Source organism: Polyangium mundeleinium, from assembly GCF_028369105.1.
Classification (GTDB): Bacteria; Myxococcota_A; Polyangia; order Polyangiales; family Polyangiaceae; genus Polyangium; species Polyangium mundeleinium.
Map to the genome: position 1 here is coordinate 3,399,440 of NZ_JAQNDO010000001.1, position 12,770 is coordinate 3,412,209.

The 12,770-nt window shown below is 70.9% G+C and carries 9 protein-coding genes; 6 read left to right on the forward strand and 3 right to left on the reverse strand.

Features of this window, described 5'->3' with window-relative positions; genetic code table 11:
- Positions 1-4 precede the first annotated feature (4 nt).
- From POL67_RS13785 to POL67_RS13795, 3 genes are read left to right on the forward strand one after another with little or no spacing between them, the layout of a single operon-like run.
- A complete protein-coding gene (locus POL67_RS13785; RefSeq protein WP_271917772.1) occupies positions 5-2,365 on the forward strand; it encodes a hypothetical protein in 2,361 nt (786 codons plus the stop codon).
- Positions 2,362-5,745 carry a Zn-binding domain-containing protein gene (locus tag POL67_RS53590; RefSeq protein ID WP_271917773.1) on the forward strand — a complete coding sequence of 1,128 codons (3,384 nt, stop codon included), beginning with the start codon at positions 2,362-2,364 and terminating at the stop codon, positions 5,743-5,745. The genes POL67_RS13785 and POL67_RS53590 overlap by 4 nt, the downstream gene beginning before the upstream one ends.
- Positions 5,746-5,773: 28 nt before the next feature.
- Positions 5,774-8,257, forward strand: a complete 2,484-nt coding sequence (locus POL67_RS13795) for a CehA/McbA family metallohydrolase (RefSeq protein ID WP_271917774.1) — start codon at positions 5,774-5,776, stop codon at positions 8,255-8,257.
- Positions 8,258-8,267: 10 nt separating this feature from the next.
- Here POL67_RS13795 and POL67_RS13800 read toward each other — a convergent pair whose 3' ends face one another.
- Positions 8,268-8,711, reverse strand: a complete 444-nt coding sequence (locus POL67_RS13800; RefSeq protein ID WP_271917775.1) for a hypothetical protein — start codon at positions 8,709-8,711, stop codon at positions 8,268-8,270.
- A gap of 146 nt (positions 8,712-8,857) precedes the next feature.
- On the opposite strand from POL67_RS13800, the gene POL67_RS13805 reads away from it, so the two are divergent.
- From POL67_RS13805 to POL67_RS13815, 3 genes are read left to right on the forward strand one after another with little or no spacing between them, the layout of a single operon-like run.
- Entirely contained in the window at positions 8,858-9,631 is a 774-nt protein-coding gene (locus POL67_RS13805; RefSeq protein WP_271917776.1) for an SDR family NAD(P)-dependent oxidoreductase, read from the forward strand.
- A gap of 9 nt (positions 9,632-9,640) precedes the next feature.
- Entirely contained in the window at positions 9,641-10,192 is a 552-nt protein-coding gene (locus tag POL67_RS13810; protein ID WP_271917777.1) for a hypothetical protein, read from the forward strand.
- A gap of 52 nt (positions 10,193-10,244) precedes the next feature.
- Complete coding sequence (locus tag POL67_RS13815) at positions 10,245-10,655, forward strand: CBS domain-containing protein (protein WP_271917778.1); 411 nt, start codon at positions 10,245-10,247, stop codon at positions 10,653-10,655.
- A 7-nt stretch (positions 10,656-10,662) separates the two neighbouring features.
- Here POL67_RS13815 and POL67_RS13820 read toward each other — a convergent pair whose 3' ends face one another.
- Positions 10,663-11,820 carry a beta propeller repeat protein gene (locus POL67_RS13820; protein ID WP_271917779.1) on the reverse strand — a complete coding sequence of 386 codons (1,158 nt, stop codon included), beginning with the start codon at positions 11,818-11,820 and terminating at the stop codon, positions 10,663-10,665.
- Between the two features lie 64 nt (positions 11,821-11,884).
- Positions 11,885-12,751: a PDDEXK family nuclease gene (locus POL67_RS13825; protein WP_271917780.1), complete on the reverse strand. Its 867-nt coding sequence runs from the start codon at positions 12,749-12,751 to the stop codon at positions 11,885-11,887.
- Positions 12,752-12,770: the final 19 nt, after the last annotated feature.

Here is a 12,770-nt window from a genome sequence, read left to right on the forward strand (position 1 = left end):
GCGCGTGCGCGGAATCGACGATCGAACGAGGCGCCCCACGCTGCTCGTCGGCGTGGGCGCCTTCGGCCGTGACGTCGCGCGCGCGGCCCGCGGCGCCTCGCTCGTCGCGCTCGATGTCGCCCTCGGCGCGGATGGCAAAACGGACGGCGCCAGGCTCGACCCTTCTGCGAAAGACCCGTATGCGCCGGTCGTGAAGCGCGCCGAGGACGCCCTCGCCGCGTTGCTCGACGTCGGCCATTACCTCGGCTCCTCGTCCCCCACGGATCCGCGTGGCCCGCTCTGCGACGTCCTCGTCGTCGCCGACCTCGGCGAGCCGTCCGTCGCGCCCCTCGTCGCGCCCCTCGCCGCCGCGCTCGCTTCGGGCCTGCGCCGCGCCTTTTCGGCCATCCTCCGCTCCGGTGACGGCGCGCTCGTCGTTTGCCCCCTCCTGGTTTGCCCCCGTGCCGGCGATCGGGCCGTGATGGCGCGGGCTGCCGCCTCCCTCGCCGACCTGTCCCGCCAAACCTCCTCCTCGGCCCGCGCGCGCCTCGGCGGCCGCGTGTATCTCGTCGAGGACCAGAGCGGCAAATACCTCCTCTCCCGCGCCGAGATGGTCCGCTCCTTTGCCGCGTTCCTCTCGACGTTGTGCTTGCCGCCCGTGCGTGACGACGATCGCGGCGTTCGTCGCCTCGTCGAGGACGACGGGCCGCCCGGCACGTTCGCCACCTTCGCCTGCGCGAGCCTCGCCTTTGATCACGCGGCGTTCTCGCGGATCGCCGCCGCGCGCCTCGGCCGTGAGATCCTCGCGCTCCTCCGCTCCCCCGTGGATCCGTCCGCGCTTGACATTGCCTCGCTCGCCGCGCCGCTCGTTCCCACGCAGAGCCGCCTCGACACCGAGCTCGGCGAGGCCGAACCGCTCGCCGAATTGCTCGCGCCGCCGACGATCGACGTCCCCCCGATCGAATGGGACGACGACCCCGAGACGCTCCTCGAACGCAAATTCGGCTCGCTCTACCGGGCGCGCGCCGAGGCCACGATCGCCGCGTTCCGGGACGAGGTCGAGCGGTTCCGCATGGACAAGCTCGCGGCCGCGCTCGAACAACGCGGCAAGGTCCGCCTCGAAAGCGGCGAGCGCGCCATCGAGACACGTGTCGCCGAGCTCGTCGCCGAGCGCCCCACGGGCCACGCGCGGGCCCTCTTGGTTGTACGGGACGCACGCACCCGCGCCAAGGGATACCTCGACGAGGTCGTCCGCGCGATCGAGGCCCCCGAGCTCTCGCCGCTCCCGGCCTCGCCGCTCGCGGAAAAACTCGCGGCCCTGGAGGAAGCTATCTCCTATCGCCCGCGCCCGCGCCGCATGGCCGTCCTCGGCGCGGCGCTCGGCCTCGCCTCCGCGCTCCTCCTTTCGGGCGTGCTCGTCTCCTCCTATCGCGCCTTGCTCGCGCCCTTCCCACCTTTTTTCGACGCCGTCTCGTCCTTGCCGGACGGCCGCCTCCGCCCTTTTTTCACCCCGCCCGTCCCGCTCCTCGCCGGCGCTGCCCTCTCGGCCTATTCGACGGGCTATCGCCTCTGGAAGCACCGTAAACGTCACCACAACTGGGCCTGCGAGGCCCGGGATGACCTCGCGCAGTCGATTGCGCGGCACATCCGTGAGGACCTCGTCGGCCATTACGAGCGCCGCTTGCATTACGCGCGCCTTCTCTGGGTCCAGCGCGTCCTCGCTCACCTCCTCGGCCGCATCGAGCAGATCATCGCCGCGCTCGAAGCCACGCGCGCCGCCCTCGCCGCTGCCGACCGCGCCTTGCACCGCGAAGAACACGAGGGCGAACGAAACCTCTTCTCCGGGGGCATGCTCGCCTCCTCGGTCCTGCACGCCTCCATCGTCGGCCCTGACGACGTCGACGCCATTTACGCCGAAATTCGCCCGCCCGAGCCGAGCGCCGCGGCCGAACGCTGGCTCCGCGAGAGCCTCGCCGAGCGCCCCTGGACCGAGGCCCCGTTCGCGGCGCACGACGATCTCCTCGTCTTCTGCCACGCCGAGCTCGAATCCTTCGAGAAGACCTCGCCGTTCGAGGAAGGCACATCCGCGCTGCACAAGGCTGCCGAAGCCTCGGCGAAGGGCTTCCTCCGCCGCCTCTTCCTCAAGCTCTCGCCCGGCCTCGAGATCGTCCCGAAATATGCGGCCGAGGCGCAGGCTCCGCTTCGCCTCCTCTTCGCGCCGCCCGAGGCGCGCAAGCTCGTCGACGCCGCGCTTGCCGAGGGCGGCTTCGAGGGCGCCTGGGACGTGCGTGCCCTCTCCCCGGATCCCGATTCGATCCTGCTCGTCGTCGCGCGCACCGGCTTGCCGCTCGAAGCGCTCGCTCTTACGCGTTCGGAGGAATCGTGATCGACGCGCTCCTCGCGCTCCTCGGCGAATGGTCGCGCCTCGCCCAGGCCAAACCCATTCGCACGAGCCTCGGCGGCATGGCCGTCGCCCTCGCCATCCTCCTTTACCTGGGCGCCCTCGCCAAAGCCCGCTTCGAACTCCGCGCCGTCCGCGTCTCCACCGGCCCTCTGTTCGCCCTCGCCGGCCTCGTCGTCTTCGCGCTCTCGCTCGTCGTGGCGATCGTCGACGCCCTGCTCGCCCATTACGACATGCGGTTGATCGAGGAGCGCGTGCTTTTGCTCCTCGCGCCGGGGGAGGGGCGGGAAGCATACGAGGCTTTGCGCCGGATCCTCGCCCTCGCCGCGGGCGGGCGATTCGTGCTCCCCGGCCCCGTGCATTTGCCGCTCGCCTTGCTCCTCGGCGCCGCCGTGTACCTCGGCCTCGTTTTCTGGGCCGCGCGTACGCTCGAAGAGCTCGGCTCGCTCGAACAGAAGCCCGACGACGTCCTCGCGCGCGAGCGGCTCGAACAGCAAAAAGCCATCGCCAAGGCGCTCGCCGAGGGCCGGCCGCTCCCGGTCAAACCCGTCGAGAGCGCGCCGCTCGCCGACGATCGTTTTGGCCGCGTCTTCAAGCTCCTCGGCCACTGGACGAGCGTCGAATACGTCGAGGCGCGTTTCGTACGTTGGCAAGGTCCGCTCGTGTGGGCCCTGGCTGGCCTCGCCGCGCTCGCCCTCCCGGCCGCGCTCGCGGGACATTTTTCGGCCCCGCTCTGGGTCGGCGCCGCGATTGCGCTCGACGGCCTGCGCAGAAACCTCGCGACCCGTACGAAAAGCCCCGACCCGCCCGAGGCCGAAAAAAAGGAAGAACCGCCCGCGCCGAAGCCCGAGCTCCGCCCGCTCGTCGAGGCCATTCACGCGGCCCAGGGCCCCTTGCTCCTTCCCCCCGAGACGCCCGGCCTCGAGCCCGCCCGTATCTCGCCCGGGACTGATTTACGCGCCAAACGTCTGCTCGACGATCTCTCACGCGAGCTCGGCGCCGCAAAGGGGCTCTACGTCCACCAGGGCCTCGCGTGTGATGCCTTCGAGGACCGCAAGAACATCCTCCTTTGCACGCCGCCTCTGTCGGGAAAAACCACGACCCTCGACCTGCTCCTGTTTTACGCGCTCCTCGTCGAGGCCGAGAACGTCCTTTGGCTCGCGCCCTCCGCGGCCGCCGCGCGCGTGGCCGAGCGGCGTGTCCTCGCGCGGGCCGAGGCCTTGCGCTGGAAATGGAACGTCCACGCCGCGAACATCGCGTCCGGCGCAGGCGCGGCCGATCCGACGCACGCATCGCCCTCGCTCGTCTTCGCCGACCCCGAAGGCGTGCACCGCGAGCTTTGCGGCCGGCAAAAAGAATGGTCCGCGTTCCTCGGCGGCCTCGGCCTCGTCATCCTCCCGGACCTCGAAGAATGGCACGGCGCCCCCGGCGCGCACCTCGCCTTGCTCCTCCGCCGCCTCCGCCGCGCCGCCGCGCGCGCCTCCTCTCGCACGGTCGAACGCGGCGAGCGGATTCGTTTCCTTTGCACGGCCGATCCTTCCTTCCGCGACCTTGGCCAGCTCGGCGAGCGCCTCGTCGGCCGCCCCATGCTCGTGCTCGGCCCCGAGGTCGACGGCGCCCCGCGTCCGCCGATGATCTCGTATTTCCTCCCCCCGCGCCCGCGCGCCCAGGCCGACGTCCACCCCGCCGTGCGTGCGCTCGGCGAATCCCTCGCGCAGGGTTTTTCCGCGGAGCTCTTCGGGTACGACGACGTCCTCTCGCGGGCCGACGTCGCGCAGGCAAACGAATGGACCCTCGGCCGCGACGTCGCGACGCGCGGCCGCGCCTTCGCCGAAGAACGCCACGAGCTCTCGCGCGCCCTCTCCGAGGCCGAAGTCGTCATCGCCCGCGTCCGCGCCGCGACGTACGGAAAGAGCCCGATCCTCGCCGCCCACGTGGGCTTCCGCGCCGCCACCGTCCCCGAAGCGCGCGTCGCCGCCCTCGGCGCTGGCGAGCGTGTTGGCAAGGCCATCGCGCCTCCGAAGCCCGAGCCCAAAGAGGTTTCGCCGGACCAACCCGAAACCCCGCAATCGCCTGGCGAGCTCCAGGCCGACGCCATCGCGCAGACGGATCTCGAACGGAAAGTCCTCGTCCTCTGGCAGCCCGATCCCGACCCGTTCTCCTCGCTCCTCGCGGTCGAGCGCCCGCTCTTCCGCCACCCCGACCTCGACCTCGGCTGCGCGCTCGTCGTCGATCCGCTCGCCGAGGCCATTCAACGCGCGCACCTCCGGGCGGCGCTCGTCGAGGCCTCGTGGAGCGAGGACGAGCTCGCCGCGGACTTCTCGCGCCCCCTCGTGCAAAACGAGCTTTCCCCCGCGGAAGGCACTTCCCTTGAGGCCACGCGCCTCGCGCGGACCGTGCACACCGTCCTCGATCCGGAGACCGGCGAGCGCCGTGAGGTCCTCCGGGTCTCCGCGGCCGGCGAGGCGCACCCGGCCCTTTGCTTCGACGTCGCGGCCGAGCCTGCGCGGCTCGTCGATCGCCACACGGGCGAGGTCCTCTACGGCGTCGAGCGCGCGCGTATGCTCTCGGCCGCGTATCCCGGCCGTATCTTCGTCTTCCGCGGCGGCCGGTACGTGGTCAAACCCGCCTCCGAGCAGGACGGCCTCGCCGCCGGCCGCGTCGCGTGCGAGCGCGAGGAGCGCTTGCTCATCACGAGCCCCATTCGCGAGGTCTCCGTCACGCCGATCGAGCGCCGCAAAGATGCCTCGCCCAAGGAGGGCAGGGAAGGGGAGCGTGCCGAGCGCCGCGCCGAGCCGCTCCGATCGCTCGGCGGCGCGCCGTTCGTCTTCGAGCGTAGGCTCGTCGAGGTCGAGGAGCAGAGCCTCGGCCTGCGCCGCCACGGCCCCGACGGAAAGCCGCGAGACGTGACCCTCTATGCCGAGCCGCTCGTGCATCGTTATGCCACGAAGGCCGCGGTCCTCGCCCTGCCCGAGACCTCGTTCGGCGCGATCGGCGAGGGCACGCTCCACGCGCTCGTGCACCTCTTCCGCGTCACCTTGCCCGCATTCGTGTGGTGCCGCGAGGAAGACCTGCTCATCGTGCGCGCCGCGCGTTTTGGCGCTGCTGGGACACCTGCGATCGCGTTTGTCGACGCGCATCCGGGCGGCGTGGGTTTCTCCGAGGCGGTGACGCTCGACGTCCTGCGCGTGGTCGCCGGGTTTTCCCTGGCGATCGTCGAGCGATGCCCGGCGCGCTGCGCCGCGCCGGAAGGGTGCCCCTCGTGCTTGCAAATCCCGCAATGCCACGCGGCGCCGGGGGACGAGACGAAGCTCGACAAGCGGGGGGTGCGGGAGCTGCTCGGAAAGATCCTCGGCCGGAGCTAGCGCCTTTCGGGTATCCTCGCGCCCCTCGATGCGTGTCTCCTCCCCGTTCGTCCTCGCGCTCACCGCGCTCGCCGCCTCCTGCGCAGCCGGGCCCACGGGCCCCACGGGCGCTCCTGCCTCGGATCCTCCCGAGGAGCCGCCGGCGCCCGTCGTCCCGCGCGAGGTCCCCGTCGAACCGCCGAGCGGCGCGCTCGGCACCGCCGCGCCCGTCGCGTCGCGCGAAAACGTCCCGCTGAAAGGTTTGCGGGTCGACGCTCGCCCGGGTGATTTCGTCCTCTCGCACGCGGGCCGCGTCGCCGTCGTCTCCGAGCGCGGCCACCTCATCGATTATGGCCCCGAGGGCGGCGCGGATGGAATGGTCTCCCTGCAATCCGTCCTTCAGATGGGCCTCGGCGTCGCAGCCACCGACGTCGTCCGCGTGGAGCTCGTCGGCGAAAAGAAAAACGTCGTCCGCGTGGATCGCTCTGTGCGTGGACAGCCCCTCTCGCACGTGAGTTTTTATTTCTTCGGCCCGGGGGATGCGCTCTGGATCGAGAGCGTCGCCGTTGCCGCGCCCGAGATCGAGCCGGTCGATCCGGGCCCCGTCGGCGCCGCCAAGCGTCTCCCCGCGCTCGCCGTCACCCTCGGCGAGAACATCCACTGGGGCAATGTGCCCACCTGGGTCGAGGGCGTCGGCCTCGTCGCCAGTGCCTTGCAGATGCGGACCGAGTTCGTCGCCCGCCACAGCCTCGGCACCGCGTACGCCTTGTGCTCCGCGGAGGGCCCGCTCTTCGCCCGCTTCGGCTCGCCCGAATACGGGTTTTTCGAGGCCGCCTTCACTGGCGAGCGCGTCGTCCCCGTCGTCCACGCGGGCGCCTCCGAGCGACGTCGTGTCGCCGTCACCTTGAGCGAGCGCTCCTCCGGCGACGCCGCGCTCGCCTTGCCCTGCCGCGCCCCCGCCACCCGCCGCCGCGTCTCGATTCCCACGCTTCCCGTGCGCGGCGCACGCGTCGAGCTCGCCCGCTGCGACGCGGCCGGCCGCCGCCGCGTTTATGCCGAGCTCGCGGCCGACGAGCGCATGTTTGGCAAGACAGACCGCGGGATCGACTTGCCCGAGGGCTGCATCGACGCCCGCCTCGTCGCCCCGGGCCACGCCCCCGGCCCGTGGATCCGTGCCGAATCCATCGCCGCCGAAGCCGCCCGCGCCAAACCCTCCGCCGGGCGTCTCCGGATTGCCGCGACCGAAGGGGGAAAACCCGTCCCTGCGCGGCTCCTCGTGCGCGGCAAGGACGGCACCCCCGATCCCGACTGGGGCGACGAGCCCCTCGCGGGCGCGGCCCTCAACGTCGTGTACCTCGACCGCGGCGAGCGTGACCTCTTCCTCCCGCCTGGCAAATACCACGTCGCCCTCACGCGCGGCTTTTCGTACACGGCCCACGAGGAGGACATCGAAGTGGCCGCGGGTCGCGACGTCTCCGTCCGCGCCAAGCTCGAACATGTCGTCGATACAAAAGGGTTCGTCTCGGCCGACCTGCACCTCCACGCCGAACCTTCCCCCGACGCTCCCGCGCCGCTCGCCGAGCGCGTCCGCAGCCTCGTCTCCGTGGGGGTCGACGTCGCGGTGGCCACCGATCACAACGCCGTCACCGATTACGGCCCCACGATCCGCGAAATGGGGCTCGCCTCGGATCTCATGAGCATCGTCGGCGACGAGGTCACCTCGCCGGCCTGGGGCCATTTCAACGTCTTCCCGCTCCTGCCCGCGTCCCTGCCGCTCCCCTGGATCGGCGTCCTGCCGGCCGAGATCTTCGCCGCCGCGCGCACACAAAAACCCTATGGCACGAGCACGCTCCTCCAGGTGAACCACCCGCGCTGGGGCGGCATCGGCTATTTCGAGCTCCTCCGCCTCGATACGGACGACCTCCGGGGCTGGCTCGACCGCTCCCCGATCGCCGACATGGGCTTTGACCTGCTCGAGGTCTACAACGGCGACCATTCCCGTTACATCGCCGGCGTGGAGCCGGTCATGCGCGACTGGTATGCGCTGCTCGACGCCGGCTTCCGCGTCGTCGGCACGGGAAACTCCGACTCGCACAAGCTCGTCTACCACGAGGCGGGTTTGCCCCGGAACATGGTGTTCGTCGGGAACGACGGAAACGTCCCGGTCTCCGAGGCGGCCTTCGTGGACGCGCTGCGGAAGGGAAACGTCAGCGTCTCGGGAGGGCCGTTCGTCCGGATCGAGGTCGGCGGAAAAGCAATGGGCGAGACGATCGCGCCGGGCGAGGCCGAGGTCGTCGTGCGCGTCGACGCGCCGCCGTGGATCGAGGTCGATCGGATCGAGCTCGTCAAGCGCGGAAAAACCTTGCGGACCTTCCCGTTCGCCGGCCGCAAGGGCCCGATCGAGCAACGCAGCCGCGAGACCTTCGAGAAGGGCGACTGGATCCTCGCCATCGCCCGCGGGAGCAAGCCCATGGACGCCTACGTGCCCGGCGTCCCGCCGCTCTCGTTCACGAACCCGGTGTTCGTGCGTTGAGGAAGAACGTTCAGCGCGCGGGCGCGCTCGGGCACGCGAGGGCGGCTTTCGCTTGCCTTGCGTAACGCTCCTCCACGGCGCGCTTCAGGATGGGTTCGTCGACGAACGGGAGCTCGCCGTCCTTGCGCCACCCTTCGAGCACGCGCGTCGTGGCCGCCTGGCAGGGCACCTCCTGCCGGATGGCCCGGCAGAGCAGCGCCTCCAGGCTCCGCGCGTCGCGCACTGTGCAGGCCTTCGCGTCCTCGCAGTCCTTCGCCGCGTCCTCGCCGCAGGGCCGGCAGTTGAAGGCGTCGAGGTGCTCCTTGGAGGTCAAAGGACACGCCGCAAGGTCCTCGCAGGCCTCCGTGGTGCAGGCGGGCAGCTCGGCGACGGCCGGCGTCTTCGGCGCCTCGCGCGGGGTGCTCTCTCCGCTGCCCCCACACGAGGCGGCGAGCCCCGCGAGAGCCAACCCCATGACGCACCACGCACCCATCCGCCTGAACGCTCGTTTGCCGCCGCGCTGCATCGCCGCGAGGCTATCGCAGGGCCAGGCTCGAAGGGAAGGCTCGGCTCGTGCTTGTCGGCTTGTCGTCGGGCCGCATTCGTTTTATGCGGAGTTCCGTGGATCTGGAACTACAGGGCTCCGTCGTCTTCGTGACCGGCGCCTCCGGCGGCATCGGCAACGAGATATGCCGCGCGTTCCTCGAGGAGGGCGCCTCCGTCGTCGCCTTTTCGCGCCACGGCATGCCCGAAGGCGACCGCGCGCGCGCCGTCTCGCTCATGGGCGACGTGCGTGATCCCGCCGCCGTGGACCAAGCCATGCGCGACGCCGAAGCGACGTTCGGTCGGGTTGACGTCTGCGTCGCGTGCGCCGGCATCTGGCCGCCCGACGCGACGCCGCTGCACGAGATGGATCCCGCCCGCGCCCGCGACGTGGTCGAGACGAACCTGCTCGGCGCCCTTTGGACCGCGCGCGCATTCCTCGCCTCCCTCGCGCGAAAAGGCCCCCGCGAAGATGAACGCGGCGCGAGCCTCGTCTTCGTCGGCTCCACCGCCGGTCGTTTCGGCGAACGCGGGCACAGCGAGTATGCGGCAAGCAAGGCTGGGCTCCGGGGCCTCATGCTTTCGCTGAAGAACGAGATCGTATCGCTCGATCCGCGCGGCCGCGTGAACCTGGTCGAACCGGGCTGGACCGTGACGCCGATGGTCGAGGCGTGCCTCGCGCAGCACGGCGCGCTCGAGGCCACGCTGCGGACCATGCCGCTTCGAAAGCTCGCGACCCCGACGGACGTCGCGCGGGCGGTCCTGTTTCTTTCGTCTCCCGCGATGGCGGGGCACCTCTCGGGCGAGGCGCTCCTCGTCGCCGGCGGAATGGAGGGGCGCGTGCTCTGGTGAGCCCGGCGCGTGCCGATGCAAGACCTCGTCCAGACCTTCCACGACCGGTTCGGCATCCTTCCGCCGGAGGGCATGCTCCCCACGGATCCGCTCCGTCCGTTCGACGGGACGGCGATGCTCGTCGGCTCCGAGGTCGCGCACGCGCACGGCGTCGCCCTCGGGCAGGACGAAATCGGCCCGTTTCTCCGCACGGCCCCCGAGGGATACTTGCTCGTCGGCTTCTGGGGGCACGGCGTGCAGAGCCACGCTTTTTATTACGTCCGCGTCGACGCCCAAAGCCGCGTCTATTTCCGCCTCCCGCACGGCGGCGTGTACATGGACAACGAGCGCGCGGCGCAGCGCATTCGCGTCTTCCTGACCCGGTATTTCGCGATCGAGCCTGTCCTTCGCACCCGGACGACCTCGTTCGTCGCGGTCGACGCCATGGGCGAGGCGCGGTACCGGCTCGTCGGCAAGGACGGAACGAAAGTCGAGCTCGATCGCAGCCTGCTCGTCGACGCCTCGTTCGAGGAGCGATTCGCGCCCGTCCTGCCTCCTCTCGGGCCACGAGACGTCTCGTGATACGTTGCTCCGCGCTTGCGGAGCGCGTCGCATCGCGGTACCGCGTTACCGCATGGGAACGCGCCGCATCGTCCGCACATACATGACCCGGAGCCCGCTGACCGTCCCGCGTACGACCACCATGGCGCGCGCGATGAAGCTGCTCGACGAGCACGGCTTCCGGCACCTGCCCATCATCGACGAGGCCGGCAAGCTCATCGGCCTTTTGTCGGAGCGCGAGCTCAAGATCGTGGAGAACATGCGCGTCGTCGACGCGGGCATGGCCTGCGTCGAGGACTTCATCCTGGGCCCGCCCTACAGCGTCTCGCCCGAGACGCCGCTCGCCGAGGTCACGCGCACCATGGCCGAGAAGAAATACGGCTCGGCCGTGGTCGTCGAGGGCGATACGGTCGTGGGGCTCTTCACGACGGTGGACGCACTCCGGGCCCTGACCACGATGCTCGACGAGGTCGAGGGCGACTAGTCCGCGCTCATTGCACCTCGCCGGGCAAGGTCCCCGGGCCATACCGCGCGACGACGCCCTTGCGGCGCACGCCCGCGGCCTTCGGCGCATAAAAATCGCCCCCCACGGCCCAGAACGAGCCTTCCCCGTCCGACCAGGCCGCGTGCAGGTCGTCGTAGGGCTCGATCACGAACTCGTCGATCCACGCCCCGTCCACGAGCCGCTGCTTTTGCCCGCCGTCGCCCACGAGGAGCGCCGATCCCGAGGGGCCGCAGGCGACGCCGCTCACGAGGTTCGTCAGGGAAATGTTCACTTCGGAAAAACCGTCCCCGTCCAAGCGGAGCACGACGGCGCCGCCGACGGTGTACACCTCGTTCGCCCCGCACCCGGACACGGTGAGCAGCTTGCCCGGCGTGGGCGCAGGCTCGACGAGCGACCACGCCGCGCCTTTTTTGCGCCAGATCGTCCCTTTCTCGCCCACGGCATAGAGATCCTCGGGCGTGCTGCCCCAGATTTTGTAGAGCGTGCGGCCGAGGGGCGCGCCGGGCAGCGGCTCGGGCGTCCAGGTCGCGCCGTCCCAGCGGAGGACGATGTCGTTTGGCGCGCCAACCCCACCGCCGGGCGTGCCGCCGACGGCGAAGGCCTCGGTCTTCGAGAAGGCCATGACGCCCCAGAGCGTCGCCTCCACGCCGGACGCGTGCTCCGTGAACGACGCGCCGTCCCAGTGCGTGATGCGCCCTTGTTCCCCGACAAACCACACGTCGTCGGGGCCCGTGCCGTGCACCCACCAGTACGTCTCGGCGCCGCCCGGGGAGAGCCGCTTCCACGTGGCGCCGTCGAAATGCACGACGAGCGTCTCGAATCCGTCATTGCCGAGCGGCCCGCCGACCGCGAACACGTGCGAGTGGCTCGCGCCCCAGATCGAGAGCACCGCGCCGTCGAGGTCCTGCGCATCCAGCACGGTTTGCCAGGCCGAGGGGCCCGGAGCCCCGCCGCGCCCGCCCACTCCGCTGCCGCCGCCGCCTACGCCTCCGCTGCCCGCGTCGCCGCCCTGGCCGCCTGCGCCGCTGCTTTGCTGGGATCCGCTCGACGCAGCGCCGCCGCTGCCGGAGGCCTCGGAGGGGCCGCAGGCGGGCAGGACGAACAGCGTGACGAAGGTCAGGGGCAGGGCGAGGGCGCGCGGCATGGGGAGCCATCGTGCCTCATCGACGTCGCGAGCGTAAAGAGGCGCGCCCGCGCATGGAAAACGCTCAAGGCTCCGCGAAGACCTCGTCGAGCGTCGTCGCGGAGAGCAGGCGCAGGATCCACGCGTCGAGCGTGGCGCGGCTGGCCCCGGCGATTCGCGCGTCGGCGTCCGCCGAGATCTCGCCGAAGCGAGCCTGGAGCAGGGTCCGAAGCGCCTCGCGGCGGCCTTCCTCGCGGCCCTCATCGCGGCCTTCGTCGCGCGCGTGCTCCTTCAGCTTTGCGAGCTCCGTGTTTCCTTTTCGTTCGAGCGCGCGCACCACCTCGAGCTCCGCGTTTTGCGCGTCGAGGAGCGCGCGCACCGCAATGGGCCGGACGAAGCACGGATCTTCCAGCATGCCGTCCAAGAGGAGCGGCACGAATGCGTGTTTCTCCGTCGACCACTCGCAGACCTCGCGGCGCTTGACGAAGATCGCGAACACCCGACGAACGCCGCGCTCCGCGAGATCCTCGGCCTTCTCGACCACGTCGCGCACGCTCTGCTCGTTCACGATCTCGAACGAGATCTCCTCCAGGAAACGCCGGCCGGTGGCCGGATCCTGCCCTTCCCGCCGGATCGACAGGTCGGTCGCGAAGTTCGAGCCCTCGGACACGCGGGTGAGCAGCTCCGTCGAGGGCCGGTAGCCCGGCCGGACGTGCGGAAGGATCAAAAAATCCAGGCTCGTCTGCAGGTCCGCGTGAGGCTCGAGCGCCGGCTGCGCGACGACCTTGCGGCCGCGGATCATCTCGTCCCGCGTCGTCTCGGGCATGACCACGTGCTCGTCGACCGGCGGAAACCGCCCCGGGCGGGAGCCTGACGGAGGGAACGACAGCGCCGCGCCGCCGCCGCGCGACGGCGCGAGGAGGACCGTCGACCGAGCAGGCTTTGGATCCATGCCCCTCAACCTAGCAGAC